This window comes from Pedobacter sp. PF22-3 (assembly GCF_026239555.1).
Taxonomy (GTDB): Bacteria; Bacteroidota; Bacteroidia; order Sphingobacteriales; family Sphingobacteriaceae; genus Pedobacter.
In genome coordinates, this window is record NZ_JAPIVP010000006.1 from 132338 (window position 1) to 149423 (window position 17086).

The 17086-nt window shown below is 39.0% G+C and carries 12 protein-coding genes and 1 tRNA gene; 9 read left to right on the forward strand and 4 right to left on the reverse strand.

Going from position 1 to position 17086, the window contains the following annotated elements; translation table 11 throughout:
- Positions 1–160: 160 nt before the first annotated feature.
- The 4 genes from ilvE to OQX63_RS10185 form a co-directional block, all read right to left on the reverse strand.
- A complete protein-coding gene (gene ilvE / locus OQX63_RS10170) occupies positions 161–1051 on the reverse strand; it encodes a branched-chain-amino-acid transaminase (protein WP_265850764.1) in 891 nt (296 codons plus the stop codon).
- An 816-nt stretch (positions 1052–1867) separates the two neighbouring features.
- Complete coding sequence (gene atpC, locus OQX63_RS10175; protein ID WP_025145830.1) at positions 1868–2113, reverse strand: ATP synthase F1 subunit epsilon; 246 nt, start codon at positions 2111–2113, stop codon at positions 1868–1870.
- Between the two features lie 76 nt (positions 2114–2189).
- Positions 2190–3692: a F0F1 ATP synthase subunit beta gene (gene atpD, locus OQX63_RS10180; protein WP_090498722.1), complete on the reverse strand. Its 1503-nt coding sequence runs from the start codon at positions 3690–3692 to the stop codon at positions 2190–2192.
- 189 nt (positions 3693–3881) lie between these two features.
- Entirely contained in the window at positions 3882–4403 is a 522-nt protein-coding gene (locus tag OQX63_RS10185) for a hypothetical protein (protein ID WP_265850765.1), read from the reverse strand.
- A gap of 92 nt (positions 4404–4495) precedes the next feature.
- Here OQX63_RS10185 and OQX63_RS10190 point away from each other — a divergent pair, with 92 nt between their 5' ends.
- From OQX63_RS10190 to OQX63_RS10230, 9 genes are all read left to right on the forward strand, one after another.
- Positions 4496–5404 (forward strand): SDR family oxidoreductase, encoded by a 909-nt coding sequence (locus OQX63_RS10190; protein ID WP_265850766.1) that lies wholly within the window; start codon positions 4496–4498, stop codon positions 5402–5404.
- Positions 5405–5505: 101 nt separating this feature from the next.
- Entirely contained in the window at positions 5506–5970 is a 465-nt protein-coding gene (locus OQX63_RS10195; protein WP_265850767.1) for a redoxin domain-containing protein, read from the forward strand.
- Positions 5971–6069: 99 nt separating this feature from the next.
- A tRNA-Arg gene (locus OQX63_RS10200) sits at positions 6070–6143 on the forward strand.
- A 291-nt stretch (positions 6144–6434) separates the two neighbouring features.
- Positions 6435–7013: an RNA polymerase sigma factor gene (locus tag OQX63_RS10205; RefSeq protein WP_265850768.1), complete on the forward strand. Its 579-nt coding sequence runs from the start codon at positions 6435–6437 to the stop codon at positions 7011–7013.
- Positions 7014–7114: 101 nt separating this feature from the next.
- Positions 7115–8296 (forward strand): FecR family protein, encoded by a 1182-nt coding sequence (locus OQX63_RS10210; protein WP_265850769.1) that lies wholly within the window; start codon positions 7115–7117, stop codon positions 8294–8296.
- 140 nt (positions 8297–8436) lie between these two features.
- Positions 8437–12057, forward strand: a complete 3621-nt coding sequence (locus tag OQX63_RS10215; protein ID WP_265850770.1) for a SusC/RagA family TonB-linked outer membrane protein — start codon at positions 8437–8439, stop codon at positions 12055–12057.
- A gap of 5 nt (positions 12058–12062) precedes the next feature.
- Positions 12063–13436 (forward strand): RagB/SusD family nutrient uptake outer membrane protein, encoded by a 1374-nt coding sequence (locus OQX63_RS10220; protein ID WP_265850771.1) that lies wholly within the window; start codon positions 12063–12065, stop codon positions 13434–13436.
- An 11-nt stretch (positions 13437–13447) separates the two neighbouring features.
- Positions 13448–15445 (forward strand): TlpA family protein disulfide reductase, encoded by a 1998-nt coding sequence (locus OQX63_RS10225; protein ID WP_265850772.1) that lies wholly within the window; start codon positions 13448–13450, stop codon positions 15443–15445.
- A gap of 4 nt (positions 15446–15449) precedes the next feature.
- On the forward strand, positions 15450–17081 hold the full coding sequence (locus OQX63_RS10230; RefSeq protein ID WP_265850773.1) for a S41 family peptidase: 1632 nt from the start codon (positions 15450–15452) through the stop codon (positions 17079–17081).
- Positions 17082–17086: the final 5 nt, after the last annotated feature.

A 17086-nucleotide genomic window follows, 5' to 3' on the forward strand; every position in this document is an offset into this window, starting at 1 on the left:
TTTTTTAGAAATGACAATAATTAGGTTGCTAATGATGTTTGTATTTGTATTCATGTCTTCGACTGAACTACAAACATACTAACTTCTTTAAAAATGCAAAGAACTATTTTACTGTATTTCTTTATTTTTGACTTCGAACTCCTGACTTACCGACTTCTAACTATATAATCACTTCGTAATTTACTTTTTCAAGCACCAGGTTTTTGTAGGCGCGCTGTATGGTATAACCAATAGATTCTCTCCATAACGGACGATAAACAATATCATCAATAGAGGCAATGCCTGCTATTTCGGTTGCTGTTCCACATAAAAAAGCACCGTCGGCATTTTTAAGGTCTTCTATGGTTAGTTTTTTCTCGATACATTCTATATCCAAAACATTGCAAAGTTCTTTAACTGTTGCTCTGGTAATACCAGGTAAAATATTGCCTAGTGATGGGGTGTATAATTTGCCATCTTTCTCCAGGAAAATATTTGCTCCAGAGGCTTCTGCAACAAAGCCATGCATATCTAAAAGTAAAGCTTCATCGTAACCTTTAATATTTGCCGCTGTAGTAGCTAAAATAGAATTAACATAGTTTCCGCTCAATTTCGCTTCCATCGGAACCGATTTTGGATTTGGTCTTTCGTAATCAGAAACGGTTAATTTTAACAATTTGTTACCTGAATAGGCATCCCATTCCCAAGCGCATATTAAGATCGAAACCCCACTTGGTTCATTTAATTTCATGTTAGGGTGGCAAAACACCAAGGGGCGGATATAAGCATCTTTCAGCTTGTTTAGCTGAAGCAGTTTATAGGTTGCAGCAATTAACTCCTGTTTATCCCACGGGAAAGGAATATTTGCCAACTGGCAGGAACGCTCCAGGCGGTCGAAATGGGCTGCAGCTTTGAAAATGCGGTTACCGTTGTGCGTTTTATAGGCTCTAATACCCTCGAAAGCAGCGTAACCGTAATGCAGCGATTGTCCGTAAAGATCGGTACTACTGTTTACAGCCTTTTCAAACTGCCCATCAAGGTAAATAATCGTATTAGAATTATAGTATTTCATCTGTTTATTTTATAGTATTTCATCAGTCAGGTGGCGCTTGCCGTGATTAAATATGTATGCATTTTATTTAATCCTTGAAAGTTTATAATACTGTGTTTTGTTATTTAAAAAAAGCGTCCCGTTTGTATCGGGACGCTTTAAGTATATTTAGTTTTTTAAAATCTATTTAAACTGCGTCCGCTTCTTGCCTAAAATATTTAGGAGTAGGAGGTTAAGTAAAATGACAGGAAACAACACTACGCTAACAACTGTTGCGGCCAAGGCTTTTAGGTTAAAGGTGTGATTTTCAATCGTCATGATTATCTTATTGTTTATAAAACCAATTTAGTTTTTGGTTCATTAATATGCAAGAGAAATCAGAAAAAAGTTAATTCGGAATATTATTCTTTAATTTATTGTTTATTTGGAATATTATTCTTTAATGGGGTTGAATTAGTTATTTAATGTTGATAGTTGTAGACCAGATATCAAAACGGTATATAGTATGTTTGTTATGCTAGCATTATAAATTTTCTGGTTTTCTGCCTAAAATAGGCTAACAGACTTTAAAAATTGAAAATTTTCAAGGTTTTTTGGCGATGAAATGATAAAGAAAAATTGTAGTTATAGCCTGGGAAAGCAACGGGGGATTATAGGTATTTAACATTTAGTTGGAAAATCGTTACATCATTTACCAGCAGCAGCCGGAGTCGTGAAAATAATCATCTTTAAGATTGGCTTTTTTACTTTCAGACTTATTGGAAGGAGGGGTCTTAAACAACAAAAAGCCTCCTGATTTTTAAATCAGGAGGCTTCTATTTAGCATAACGAATCAGATTAAGCGATACCTTCGGCTAAAACCACAATTTTATTGTGGATAGCCTCAACTACGCCGCCTTTGATAAAAAAGCGCTGCTCATCGGCTTTGTTTGCTTTAATAATAACTTCTCCGTCTTCTAAAGTTGAGATGATAGCCGCGTGATCTTTTAAAATTTGAAAAGAGCCTAAGGTACCAGGAACTGTAACTGCAGTTACTTCGCCTTCAAAAACTTTTTTATCTGGAGTTAATATTTCTAAATTCATTTTTTTTTAGTTTGGCGTAGCGCGTAGAGCGTGGGGCGTTTAAAAAACGCTTAGCATCTAACGCTTAGCGCGTTTCTTAGTTCGCTTCTGCTAATAATTTTTTACCTTTTTCGATTGCATCTTCGATGCTACCAACCAAGTTAAATGCAGCTTCAGGGTACTCATCAACTTCACCGTCCATGATCATGTTAAAACCTTTAATGGTATCTTTAATGTCAACCAGTACACCTTTTAAGCCTGTAAACTGCTCAGCTACGTGGAAAGGTTGAGATAAGAAACGTTGAACGCGACGTGCTCTTGATACTACTAATTTATCTTCTTCAGATAATTCGTCCATACCTAAGATTGCGATGATATCCTGTAATTCTTTATAACGTTGTAAAGTTTCTTTAACACGTTGTGCAGTGTTGTAGTGCTCATCACCTAAAACCGCTGGAGAAAGGATACGTGAAGTAGAATCCAACGGATCTACTGCTGGGTAAATACCTAACTCGGCAATTTTACGCGAAAGTACTGTAGTTGCATCTAAGTGGGCAAATGTAGTTGCCGGAGCCGGGTCAGTTAAATCATCCGCAGGTACATATACCGCTTGTACTGATGTAATTGATCCACGTTTTGTTGAGGTAATACGCTCTTGCATTAAACCCATCTCAGTTGCCAATGTTGGTTGGTAACCTACCGCTGATGGCATACGACCCAATAAAGCCGATACCTCAGAACCTGCCTGAGTAAAACGGAAGATGTTATCAACGAAGAAAAGGATATCTTTTCCAGCGCCTTCGCCATCACCATCACGGAAATATTCTGCAACAGTTAATCCTGATAATGCTACACGTGCACGTGCACCAGGAGGCTCGTTCATCTGACCGAAAACCAATGTTGCTTTAGATTCTTTTAATTTTTCAGTATCAACAGCTTTCAAATCCCATCCACCTTTTTCCATTGAGTGTAAGAATTCGTCACCATAGTTGATTACGCCTGATTCAATAAACTCACGAAGTAAATCGTTACCTTCACGGGTACGCTCACCAACACCTGCGAATACTGATAAACCAGCATAAGCTTTAGCGATGTTGTTAACCAATTCCATAATCAATACCGTTTTACCTACACCAGCACCACCAAACAAACCGATTTTACCACCTTTAGCATAAGGCTCTAATAAATCGATTACTTTGATACCTGTAAAAAGCACCTCAGTTTCAGTAGATAAATCTTCGAACTTAGGAGGAGTTGCATGGATAGGACGACCGTCTGTTTTATCAACTGTGTTGATACCATCGATCGCTTCTCCAACTACATTAAATAAACGACCTTTAATCTGGTCGCCAACTGGCATTTTAATCGCAGCGCCAGTATCAACTACTTGCATACCACGAACCAAACCATCGGTTGAGTCCATCGAAATAGCACGTACACGGTCTTCACCTAAGTGCTGTTGAACTTCTAAAACGATTTTTTGTCCATTTTCTTTCGTTATCTCTAACGCATCAAAAATTTTAGGTAGATGGGCATCATCAGCAAAGCTAACGTCAACCACAGGGCCGATAATTTGTGCTATTTTTCCTAAGTTAGGCATATCTGTTGTGAGTAAATTTATTACAGTCAATGAATTAAAGCTGTTTATAGGGGCTCCAATTCGGTTGGCAAAGTTAAGTTATTCTTGCTGAATTTTAAATATATATTACAAAATTTTTTAACACACGAAATCTGATCAAATTTTGACGTTAAATTCGCTCAAAAACCGTCCGTTTTAAATCATTCACATTTAAAAAGTATAACCCAATCCAATTCCGATGGTCAACAGGGTTTCATCCCCTGTTATTAAAAGTACACCAGTTCTGTACATCAATCCTCCTGTTGGTTTTTGATGTCTAAAACCAGCCCTTATCATCAATGGAGTATTAACGGCTCTGTTATCAAAATGATAATCATATCCGTTAATGGTAAGTAGCTGTCCTGAAAAGCCACTTAACGGTTTTAATATGGTTAAACCAATACCTGTTTCGAAGAAATTTTTAGACAGCCTGCTCCTGCTCAGGAGCAGGTTTGCCTCCAGTGGAAAAATCAATACATCATTGAGCGTTGAAAAGCCAATTCTGGGTACAATCTTTACCTGGTTACTTAATTGAAATATCCTGTCGTAATTGATGGAATATATGCCGCCATTTCCGAGGAGTTCGGCGTAAATACTGTTTTGTTTGATTTCAGGTTTGGTAAATGTTGAATCCTGGGCAATGGCTTTCAAACTAAACAGAAATAATAGCGAAGTTAAAATGGGTTTCATCATTATATTTGGTTCTCGAATTGATTGGTTAGAAATTTTGTCGTAAACCTATTGTAATTCGTCGTAAGAGACAAATAATAATTTAAATATAAAGGATGAAACGAATACTGGTAACCGGTAGCAACGGGCTTTTGGGTCAGAAAATAACAGAGAAAGTGTTGGACGAAGGGCGGGTAGAGCTGATTGCTACCTCCAAAGGCCAGAACCGCTATCCTGTTAAGGAGGGATATTTATATGCTGAAATGGATATCTTAAATCCTGAACAGGTAAAAGCGGTTATCGAAAAATATCGCCCTGACGCGGTTATCCACACCGCTGCAATGACGAATGTAGATGCCTGCGAGGCCAATAAGACGCTTTGCCGTCGGTTAAATGTTGATGCAGTCGCAACCCTGTTGTATATATGCGAAGAAAAAAATATTCAATTGATCTATTTGAGTACCGATTTTGTTTTTGATGGACTGAACGGGCCTTATAAGGAGGAAGATCCTGTTAGCCCAGTAAGTTATTATGGCGAATCGAAAGTGATGGCTGAAGCGCTGATCAAAAAATCAAAAGCAAGTTATGCTATTTTAAGAACCATACTGGTGTATGGCATTAGCAATGACATGAGCCGGAGCAATATTGTGCTGTGGGCTAAGGAGGCATTAGAAAAAGCATCACCCATAAATGTAGTGAATGATCAGTGGCGCATGCCAACCCTGGCAGAAGACCTTGCCGAGGCCTGTTTGTTGGCTGTTGAGCAAGGTGCAGGGGGGATTTATCACATATCAGGTAAAGATTACATGAGCATTGTGGATTTAGTGAGAAAAGTTGCAGATTATTGGAAACTGGATCATTCCTTTATTAACGAAATCAGTTCGTCCAGTTTAAACCAAACGGCTAAACGGCCTGTAAAAACAGGATTTGTGCTGGATAAGGCCATTAAAGATTTAGGATATAATCCGCATTCTTTTGAGGAAGGATTGTTAATTTTGGAACAGCAAATGGATAAAGCAAATTAGTTCATTTGTCATTGGTTCATTAGGCTGATGTAACACGAATGAACAAATGTTTAATGAACAATTGAACCAATTAAATATATTTAACCTAAAAAAAAGTACAAATGGCATTACAAGTTGGCGATACCGCCCCTGATTTTAAATTATATAGTTCTGATTTGACAGAAGTTTCGCTTTCTGGCTTTAAAGGCAAAAAAGTAATTATTCACTTTTTTCCGATGGCTTTTACCGGAACATGTACCGAGCAATTATGTACCATGCGTGATAATTTCAGTTATTACGAAGGAATAGAAGCGCAGGTAATCGGTATTTCTGTAGATTCTCCTTTCTCTCTGGGCAAATTTAAAGAAGAGCAAAGTTACCAGTTCCCGTTATTATCTGATTTTAACAAAGAAGTATCGGCAGCATATGGTGCTTTTTATGATGAATTTTTCTTCGGATTAAAAGGTGTTTCTAAAAGAGCAGCTTTTGTGATCGATGAAGAAGGAAAAATTGCTTATGCGGAAGTTTTGGAAAATGCAAAGGATTTGCCTGATTTCAAAGCAATTAATGATGTTTTAAAGGCTTAGGGTAAAATCTGCGAAGAATTATTTTGAGATTTTTTTAAAAATTAGTTGGAAATTAAAATATCAAATTATACCTTTGCAGTCCGTTAACGATACGGAAACGCATTTGTAGCTCAATTGGATAGAGCATCTCACTACGGATGAGAAGGTTTGGGGTTCGAATCCCTACAAGTGCACTTAAAAGGGATGATTTTTATAAATCATCCCTTTTTTATTTGCAATTAAAATAGGTAAATGACTCATTTTAATTTTTTGCAGTCTATTAAGTTTTTCCCGAAATGGTCTGATTAAGGTGATCTTGATTTTGCATGTTATATAAAGAAGAGCAGCCAGAACCAATACCTCGCGGTTTTCAGCTTTTTCTATCCTCATCCTTAATGTTCAAAATGATCAAGCCATAATTATAGCGTAATCAGTTGTGTTCCTCATTTCTATTTACCGTAAATAAGTTCTATTTTTACTTATCAATGGACCAGGACTACGCCACATATGCTGACGAAAAATTACTTTCGCTATTAATAGCCCGGGATAATAAGGCCTTTTCAGAAATTTATAGCAGATACTGGCCATTGCTGTACAAACATGCCTTTCGAATGCTCAAAGAAGAGAACGAAAGTGAAGATGTGGTTCAGGAGGTATTTACCAGATTATGGCAGAAAGCACCTCAACTGCCTGCTGATACTTCAATTGGTGCCTATCTTTATACTTCTACCAGGAATGCGATTCTGAATTTTTTCAGTAAAAACCAGGTGCATCATGCTTACCTGACAGATCTTGGTCAATTTTTAGACCAGGCACAGGAAATTACCGACCACCTCATCAGAGAACGTATTTTAGCCAAACTTATTGAAGAGGAAATTGAAAAACTTCCTCCCAGAATGCGGGAGGTTTTTGAATTAAAGCGAAAACAAAATCTTTCTTACAAAGAAATTGCAGGCGTTATGGATATTTCTGAACTCACTGTTAAAACGCAGATGAATAAAGCTATATCTACGCTGCGGACCAAATTTGGTAATCATTTACCTTCCTTTTTTATCGCATTATAGCGCTTTTACCAATAATTTAATAAAAAAGTAACTTTTTTTTAATGTTGAATACAACATTGATCTGAGTTGCCTGTCATACTATTATACTTCCTATAAAAAACATGAACAAACAAATGATAAGTGAATTTATCAGAGACTATCTTGATAATAAACTTACTTCAAAACAAAATGCCCGGCTCGAAACCTGGTATTTGTTGAAAGCTGAAGAAAATAAATCGGTTGATCCGCCAATGGAATATGAAAAATTAGAAGCAAAAATCTGGAATAAAATCCTTTCTGATGTTTCACAAAAGGAAGCGGAATTACCTAAAGTTCAAAAGCTGAACAGGTCATATAAAAGAATAATTTCAATAGGAATTGCCGCAAGCCTATTATTGATAGCCGGCATAGGTTACCTGATGCTTAAAAATAACGATACCACTCCAGATCGGTTTGTGATCGCAAAAAAATATGACCTACCTGCTGGTACTGATAAGGCCATATTAACTTTATCTGATGGTAGGGTGATCGATTTAAATAAAGATGCTGTTGGAAAAATTGCCACCGAAGCTGGCATTGAAATTACCAAATCTGCTGATGGAACTTTGGTTTATAAAGCCTTAAATACAAAGGGTAAAAGTATTGGGTTTAATACCATAACCACGCCTGTTGGCGGGCAATACGCGGTTATTTTGCCTGATGGATCGAAAGTTTGGCTCAATTCAGGGTCATCTTTAAAATATCCAACGGCTTTTGCTACAAGTGGAAGAAGCGTGACCTTAACAGGTGAGGGGTATTTTGAGGTTGCGCAGATGGAGGGGCCAAACGGAAGAGTACCATTCTCCGTATTGGTAGTTAAAAACCAAACACAATCAGAAAAAGTAGAGGTGCTGGGAACGCATTTCAATATCAATGCCTATGCTGATGAGCCTTTTATTAATACTACTTTATTAAAAGGAAGCGTAAGTGTTGCTTTAAATGATAATAAAACAAGATTGCTTAAACCAGGTCAACTGGCGAAGCTGAGTAATCAAAACATACAGGTACAAGAGGCAGATACTGAAATGGCGGTTGCCTGGAAAAATGGAGAATTTGTATTTAGGGAAGATTTACGTAGCGCTATGAGAAAGGTAGCCAGATGGTATGATGTAGAAATAGTTTATGAAGGAACTGCTCCAGAAAATTTAATGCTGGGCGGTTGGATGTCGAGAGGCACCAATATTTCAGAAGTACTCAACCATATTCAATTAACAGGAAAAGTACACTTTAAACTTGAAGGAAGGAGGGTAATCGTTTCTAAATAAATTAAAAACGATTCCAAAAAAAACCAGAAGTGCTTGGCGGCACTCCTGGATAATTGGTAGTCGACAAGAATTAATCAACTAATAATCGCATAAGGTCCTGATTTCGAAGCCCGGGCCAAATGCAATAACCAAACAAACAAATGTATAAAAATTTTACTTCACTCGGATTGCTTAACCAGCAGTTCCGAAAACTGCTACTCGTTATGCGATTAACTGCTGCGATTCTTATTTTAACGTTGATGCAAATCAGTGCATCAACAATGGCACAAAAAGTTTCTATTGCTGAAAAAAATGCACCATTGGAACGTATACTGAAAGAAATTCGTAAACAGAGTGGTTACGACATTATTTATGACCTCAATATTATTCTGGATGCTAAACCTGTTTCCATCAACGTAAATCAGGTTAGTGTATTCGAGGCTATTCAAAAATCATTGAATAACCAGGCCCTTACTTTTACGCTGGATGGTAAAACCATTGTAATTAAAGAAAAAAGTGTGACTGATAAACTGGTTGATGTTATTAAGGCGGTTGATGTAAAGGTTTCGGTAAGGGATTCTTCAGGCAGACCACTTCCGGGAGCGAACGTTTATAACAAAACGATCAATAAGATGTACACCACCGACAAAAACGGAGATTTGGTGATTAATGATGTGCCTGCCAATGGTTATGTGCTGCAAATTAGCTATCTGGGCTTTAAGGGCGAGGAGATCTTCGTTGACCGGAAAACGATTAGTTATTATATCACACTCAGACAGTCTTCAGCTTCGCTGGAAGAAGTATCTGTGGTTTCAAACGGCTATCAAAAAATAAGCAAGGAGCGTGCCGCGGGTGCTTATACAGTTATCACCGGTAAAGAACTGGCAGCTAACCCTGCGATAAACATTCTGGAACGCCTGGAAGGGCAGGTAGCTGGCGTGAAGTTCGATATCGCAGGCAATAGCGTACAAATTAGAGGGGTAAATAATTATGGAGGAGGCAATGGAATTCCTTTAATTGTTCTTGATGGGTTTCCTTTAATGAATCCTAGTGACCGTGCAACCTTAACCTCACCCGTAAGTGGTAATGCATTTGGTAATTCAGTTATTAGTAATATCAATATGGCTGATATTGAGCAGATTACTTTTCTTAAAGATGCATCCGCTACCTCTATTTGGGGCTCGAGAGCAGCAAATGGGGTAATTGTTATAGAAACTAAGAAAGGAAAAAAGATTGCCCCTTCCTTGAATGTTGGTTATATTTTCGGCATATCAAAAAATCCTTCCATCGCTGATTTGCATTGGATGAACAGTGCGCAATATATTGATTTAGAGCAGGAAATGGTGGATAAAGGAATACTTGTAGATCCCGTTGCAACAATCGCAACAGATCCGAGCAATGCGATCTACACACCTAACAATAGTGAAGCCACGGAGTGGATGTTCAGGGTTAAACGGGGTACAGCGACTGTGGCACAGCGCGATGCTGCATTGGCCGAAATTGCATCAAGAGATGGTATGAAACAGATTGAGGATAAATTATTGCAAAATGCAGTTAACCATCAGTATAATCTTTCTTATTCAGGCGGATCGGAGGCTAGTACCTACTACATATCCGGAAACTATACTAAAGATGTACCGGTTTTTAAAAGCAATTATGGTGAAAATGCCTTTGTAAATGCCAATACCTCAACCGATCTTTTTAACAAAAAAGTAACCTTGAGGGCATTGTTTAACTACCAGTATTCTAAATCGCAATACAATGCAGCAGCAGTAAATGCGCTATCAATAAGTACTACAGCATTACGCCCTTATGATTTATTGCAGGATGCAAATGGCAATAGTATCGGCAGAAATGTTATCATTACCGATGCTTTTGCAAATCAAATGGTGGGGCAAGGTTATTTACCCTTTACTTACAATACATTAGATGAGTTAAATTATTCAAATTCTATCAATAAAAATAATGTATTGAGAATGAGTGCAGGTTTAAATGGCAAAATTGCGAAATGGTTGAATGCTGATGTTTCCATATCCAATCAACGCCAGTTCGGTAGCTTGTACACACTTGATGATTTAAATAGTTATGCAGGCAGGATATTAGTCAATACATTTACACCATTAGTTAACGGAAAAGCCTCACCCTCAGATGCACCTGTCTACGGTGGGCGTTACATCACTTATGGAAGTACTTCATCAGAAATGTCATTGCGTGGACAGTTAAATTCAGATTTCACTATCGCTGGTAAGCACCAGTTTAATGCCATCGCTGGTGCCGAAATCAGAGAAACCAATTCGGAGAATACATCTGAAACCAGATATGGGTTTAATGCAGAAACGCGTACTATTGCAACCATTAACCCTACGCAGCAGTATCCAACCTTCGATGGTTATAGCCAATCGTTAGGTACCAATTTAAGCAATTTGATTGCTTATCGTAAAAGGTATTTATCTTATTACGGTAATGCTTCATACAGCTTCCAGGAAAAATATTTTGTTACAGGTAGTTTAAGGTTTGACGATGCTACGGCATTGGGACTTGACAGGCGCAAAAGAGCCGTACCATTTTGGTCAGTTGGTTTGAGGTGGAATGCGAACAAAGAAGAATTTTTACAGAATTTAGAGTGGCTGAATGCGTTTAGCGTTCGAGCAACGTTGGGTACGGCTGGTGTTGCACCTCTAACTGGCACAAATGTACCGCTGATAAACATAACGGGGACTGATGGCAGAACCAACCAGCCAGTAGCCAATATCCAGCTTCCAGCCAATTCTGATCTGGGTTGGGAAACCACAAAAATGGCCAACCTGGGAATTGATTTTGGATTTTTTAAGGGCAGATTAAATGGAACTTTTGATGTATATACCAAAAGAACAAGAGGGATTTTAGCATCCTTTGACTACAACCCGACATACGGATGGTCGACCCTAAATTTCAACAGTGGAACTTTAAGTGGCAATGGTTATGAATTTACTTTAAACGGTGAAATTATAAGGGCTGGAAAGTTCAGCTGGAAATCCATATTAAATTTTGGCTATAATACCAATAAGGTTACTGATCAACGATATGCCAATAACGCCAGTAGTATAGCAGGAACACCGGCAACGATAGAGGGAATGCCTTTGGGAGCGACATACGTTTACCGTTTTGCAGGGCTTGACAATAAAGGGCAATCGCAGATCTATGACCGCAACAACAAAATTATCAATAACACAACCAACCTGACTAATGCGTTTACCAAAGATGATTTGGTTTATGTAGGCAGGCGATATGCACCTTATACGGCCGGTTTTAATCATAACTTCAGCTACGGGCAGTTAGAGTTAGGGGTAAGGTTTACAGGTTATTTTGGTCATGTTTTCTTAAAAAATGCCGTAACCAATTATCCAACAGATACAGATTTCGCCTATGGCGGCGTTTTAGGCAGACAGGGAGAACTGGCTAATCGTTGGAGGAAACCAGGTGATGAAGCCAATCCTGATGTTATCCCCGGGATAACAGGCGTAAACTTTAACAGCATTAACCGCTACCGTTTTTCAGATGCATTAGTTCGAAATGCCGATAACATCCGTTTACAGCAAATTTCCCTTGCTTACATCGTTCCGCAGCGCTTCCTGCCCCGCAACTTTGTGAAATCTTTGTCGCTTTCGGCAAATGTGCGAAACCTGGGAATTGTTTGGCGCGCAAACAAGGATGGTATCGATCCTGAATTTATCAATACGGGAAATTTTGGTAGCGTAACACCTACGCCAAGTTATGTTTTTGGAATTAATGCAACGCTTTAATCAACATGAAAAATAGATATTCAATTATATTGTTTGCCTTAGCAATTACTTTGGCAAGCTGCAGAAAATATGTGGAGATTGATCAGCTTTCAGTCAAGACACTAAAATATACTTCCGATTACAGGAATACCATGAATAATAATGATGTTCTGGAAGGAACTTATTCTTATCCGATTCTGTCAGGGGATGATATAGAAATCACAGATCCAACAAGGCAAAACTTACTTGGAGACATTTTAGGCAATGTATATACCTGGGCGCCAAAATATACCTCCGATAGCCAAAGCGATGCCGATTGGGATAAGCTGTATAAAACAATTTATGTATGTAATCAGGTTCTGGATGGCGTTTTAACATCTCAGGACGGAACGGAAGCGGAAAAGCAGCGGATCTATGCAGAGGCTTTGGTACACAGGGCTTATACCTATCTGGTGCTGGTAAATACATACGGCAAACAATATAACGCGGCCACCGCATCAACTGATTTAGGGGTTCCGCTTCTTACCACACCAAATTTGTATACGAAACTCAACAGAGCCTCTGTTGCGGATGTTTATAAACAGATATTAGGTGATTTAAGAAAATCAATAAGTCGTTTGCCTTCGGTTGCAGAGTATAATGTACGCCCGGCGAAAGTATCGGGCTATGCCATATTTGCCAAGACCTATTTAAATATGCGCGATTTTAACAATGCAGCTTTATATGCAGATAGCGCCCTGGCCTTGCAAAGCGGCTTACTCGACCTGAAAACTTACGAAAATGCCCCTGGAACTATTCCGGTAAGATTGTTAAATCCTGAGATCATGTTTTCCAAAATTGCAGGCGTGGCATATGCTGCTACTTCTCTAAGTAGTGATTTACTGACTTCTTTGGGAACAACAGACTTACGTTACAAGCTTTTTACTGATGTTGGGAGTCGGTTTAGGGGCCAGTTTAGCGCTTCTTTCACCGGAAGGGCATCCACTAAATACATGATCAATGAGTTTAACAAGCTCAGTAACGGCCCTACTGTGCCTGAGATGATGCTAATTAAAGCAGAATGTCTGGCCAGGAGCGGAAAAACTACAGATGCGATGAGTTTGGTCAATAATTTGAGAATTAAGCGCTTTACAACGGCCAATTATGTTCCGTTAACTGCAGCAAATGCGAGTGATGCACTTCGAATAGTTATTGAAGAGAAAAGAAGGGAGTTTTTTGGAACAGGTATGCGCTGGTTTGACCAGAAGCGTCTGAATCTGGATAACGATTTCGCCATAACAAAGAATCGCAGTTTCAAGGGCGTTAATTACACTTTACAACCCAATAGTAATCTTTACTTATATCCTATCGGAGATAAATACATTCTATTAAACCCCGAATTGCAACAAAACCCTAGATAGAAAATCAATCCATGAAAAGACATTTTTTTAGAAAATGCATGCTACTGCTTTGCCCGTTTTTCGGGCAGCAGTTAGCTGCACAAACGGTAACCTGGCAGCCCGAAATACTAAAGCAAAACCAGAAAATCAGCTTTCAATACCAGCCGAAAGGTGGCGATCTCGAATTTAGTGACGGGCCTAAAGCACTCGCGGCAGTATACAGCGGTAGCAAATGGAATACTGTTCCGGTTCAGTTAGCGAAAAAGAACGAAATGTGGACTGGAAGCTATCAGCTTCCGGAAAATGCCGTATTAATCGCTTTGAAATTTTATCAGGGTGATGACCTTCAGAATCCTGAAGCGATCGACAATCAAAATGGTAAAGGTTATTACCATCATGTTGTGGATACTAAGGGAAAAATAGTTCCGGGTACCTACCTGGCAGAAGCCAGTTTCAAAGCAGGCGCAACAGGCGATTGGACGCTAAACAGCTTTGTTAGTGCTTCTAAGGATCAAAAGATGATTGACTCTTTGCTGCAAAAGGAAGAAAAGCTTTCTAAACGTATACCAAGAACACTTTTGTTTAATTATCTGGATCTCAAACAGCTCACTATGCCCGCTTCTGAGTTCAGCGCAATGGCTGATAATCTGTTAAAAAGTGAACTAAAAAATGGGAATCTTAACGAACAGTTTTTGGCGCAGGCACAACGCTATTACGAAAAGTTGAAAAATGAAAGTGGTTCAGCAGCAGTGAAATCAGTTATTTTGAAAGATTACCCAAAAAGCAGCACGGCCAGGTTTTTAGCCTTCAGAAAATATACGGAGGGAAAATACGGAAAGGATTTCGAAGCAGGTGCTGAAGATTTTCTGAAAGCTTTTCCATATATGGAATGGAAGAAATCTCCAGACAGCCAGGAATTTGTTTACTATACAATATACAGAAATTTAGCAACACAATACTTTGAAGACGGGGAAAATGAAAAATTTTTAGGACTCTTTAAGGATATTGATTTTAAAACTGCAAACGAAATCTACCGCTGGAATATCACGCGTAATCAAATGTCCATGTCAGGTAAAGCCGATTATAAATTACTTTATGAGTTAAGCAAAAAGATTATTCCTTACCTGTTGGAACGCCAGCGTGATCAGTCTTATCTAACCGACTTCGGTAGGGATGCGGTAAAAGCACAGGAAAACGCCGATAAGCAAATGGATAATCGTTTATTTACTCATGTTGCGTTAGCCGTCAACCAAAAAGATTTCGCCGCAGCAAAAAACTTTTTTCAGTACCTATCTAAAGAGGGCACTTATGGTAATGCCGATATGAATGCCATGCATCTTCGTGTATTGAGCGAACTGAAAGATGACCAGGCCATTAAACCTTTGCTTGAAAACAGCGTAGCAGCCAATGCGGTTACTCCTGAAATGTTTGCCAAATTAAAGGAAGTATATAAAAGCGAACACAAAGGCGAGGAAAAAGGCTATGAGCAGTATATTGCTGGTTTAATGCCATCTAACAAGAAAAATGAAATGCGGGCACATGTAATGTCGAACATGGTTAATTATCCGCTCACGCCATTTAGTTTAGAAAATGCCGACGGCAAAATGGTTAATTCTAAAGATTGGGCCGACAAGATTGTGGTGATCGATTTCTGGGCAACCTGGTGCAGACCATGCATTGAAGCTTTCCCTGGTATGCAACTTCTGGTTGACCAGTATGCTAAAGACCCACAAATTGGCATTTACATGATCGGCACGATGCAAACTGGCGATTACAAAGCTAAATCTGTAAACTACGTAAAAAGTCAGGGCTTTCGTTTCAACCTTTTGCATGATGCTATTAGTTCAACAGGAGAGCAAGATCAGGTATTTAAGAGCCTTTTACCACTGTTTAAACAGTCATCTATCCCACGCAAAATCATCGTTAAGAACGGCATAGTGCGCTACAGCTCAGAAGGATATTCCGGTAGTCCGAGTCAGTTAAGCAATGAATTATCTACCGCGATTGAAATATTAAGAGCAGAGAAATAATAAAATGAAGAGAGCGAAAATATTTTGGAGCATCCTTGTGCTATTGATTAGCTATAATGCCCATGCACAAATGAATCCGAAAATAAAATTACAGGATGCACTTAAACTTATTCAGGATAATTATGTAGATCCCGTAAATGACGAGCAGGTTGTAGATGCAGCTATTAAAGCGATGTTAAGCAGCCTCGATCCGCATTCCAGCTACATTAGCCGCGAAGAAATCGAAGCCATGAATGAGCAAATGACCGGCAGTTTTGCCGGTATCGGTATCTCATTTGCGATGGTGGCTGATAGTACCTTTATAACGGGTATCAATCCTGACGGCCCGGCAGCAAGGGCAGGTTTACAGGTAGGCGACCGGATTAGTACGGTTGACGGAGCCTCTATTTTTGGTAGAGGTTTAAGAAACCAGGATGTGATGCGACTGCTTCGTGGCGAAAAAGGGAAGGCCGTTAAGTTAGGCATTATGCGGAAGTTGCAAACCGCACCGCTCGAATTTAATGTAATGAGGGAACAGATCGCTGATCTTTCCATCAATACCAGTTACATGGTCAACAAAAATGTAGGCTACATTTCGCTGGCTATTTTTAGCCAGTCAACCAGAAGGGAAATGGATGCAGCACTAAAGAAGTTAAAAGCTTTAGGCATGACCAAATTAATCCTGGATTTACAATCTAATGGTGGCGGACTTGTTGAAGCTGCTATTGGTGTGGCAGATGAATTTTTAGCCAAGGAAAAACTGGTTTTCTATTCAGTAACCAACTCCGGCGTAAAAGATAATTATATGACTGGAGGTTTTGGCCAGTTTATGACGGGCGATCTGATGGTTTTGATCGATGAGTCAACGGCATCGTCAAGCGAAATATTAACAGGCGCTCTACAGGATTGGGATAGGGCTGTGGTAATTGGCAGACGAAGCTTTGGTAAAGGCATCATGCAAAAAGGCCTTGAATTGAGCGATGGTTCTGTAATCAAATTGACGGCAGCACGTTATTATACGCCATCGGGCAGATCGATTCAAAAATCTTACGCTAAAGGGAAAACAGATTACTTTGAAGATTTTAACAGGCGTATGGCCTCTGGTGAACTTACTGAAGGCGGACACATCAACTTTCCAGATTCTTTAAAACACACAACCCTCTTAAATAAAAGAACAGTTTATGGCGGCGGCGGGATTATGCCCGATAAGTTCATACCAATTGATACGGCAATTTACAGCGCATGGTTAAATAAACTAATGAATAGCGGACGAGTAACCCAGGCGGCTTTCAATTATGTACAACAAAACCGAAAAAACTTAACCGATAAATATGCTGACTTTGATGCTTTTGATCATTCCTTTAACATAGATGAGCAAATGATTGATCAAATCATGACCAGCGCAATTAAGCAAGGGCTTAAACTGCCACCGGTAACGGATAAGGTAGCGAGAAAAACCATTGCTGTAGAATTGAAGGCAGAAATGGCCGATATGCTCTACTTAGGTAAAGGCTACGCGCTTCGGATTCGAAATGAAGCGAGTACTGCTTTTAGTACAGCATTGGATATCTTAAATAACCAAAAGATTTATAACCAGTTCCTGGAAGCTAAACCTTCTAAAAATACAACCGCTCCATCCAAAAGCACGAAAAAATAATCAAT

Excerpts from the sequence above, each read along its gene's own strand:
- ilvE (WP_265850764.1), bottom strand. The coding sequence starts at position 1,051 with ATGAAATACTATAATTCTAATACGATTATTTACCTTGATGGGCAGTTT.
- OQX63_RS10225 (WP_265850772.1), top strand. The coding sequence starts at position 13,448 with ATGAAAAGACATTTTTTTAGAAAATGCATGCTACTGCTTTGCCCGTTT.
- OQX63_RS10185 (WP_265850765.1), bottom strand. The coding sequence starts at position 4,403 with ATGATGAAACCCATTTTAACTTCGCTATTATTTCTGTTTAGTTTGAAA.
- atpD (WP_090498722.1), bottom strand. The coding sequence starts at position 3,692 with ATGCCTAACTTAGGAAAAATAGCACAAATTATCGGCCCTGTGGTTGAC.
- atpC (WP_025145830.1), bottom strand. The coding sequence starts at position 2,113 with ATGAATTTAGAAATATTAACTCCAGATAAAAAAGTTTTTGAAGGCGAA.
- OQX63_RS10215 (WP_265850770.1), top strand. The coding sequence starts at position 8,437 with ATGTATAAAAATTTTACTTCACTCGGATTGCTTAACCAGCAGTTCCGA.
- OQX63_RS10195 (WP_265850767.1), top strand. The coding sequence starts at position 5,506 with ATGGCATTACAAGTTGGCGATACCGCCCCTGATTTTAAATTATATAGT.
- OQX63_RS10210 (WP_265850769.1), top strand. The coding sequence starts at position 7,115 with ATGAACAAACAAATGATAAGTGAATTTATCAGAGACTATCTTGATAAT.
- OQX63_RS10190 (WP_265850766.1), top strand. The coding sequence starts at position 4,496 with ATGAAACGAATACTGGTAACCGGTAGCAACGGGCTTTTGGGTCAGAAA.
- OQX63_RS10230 (WP_265850773.1), top strand. The coding sequence starts at position 15,450 with ATGAAGAGAGCGAAAATATTTTGGAGCATCCTTGTGCTATTGATTAGC.
- OQX63_RS10220 (WP_265850771.1), top strand. The coding sequence starts at position 12,063 with ATGAAAAATAGATATTCAATTATATTGTTTGCCTTAGCAATTACTTTG.
- OQX63_RS10205 (WP_265850768.1), top strand. The coding sequence starts at position 6,435 with ATGGACCAGGACTACGCCACATATGCTGACGAAAAATTACTTTCGCTA.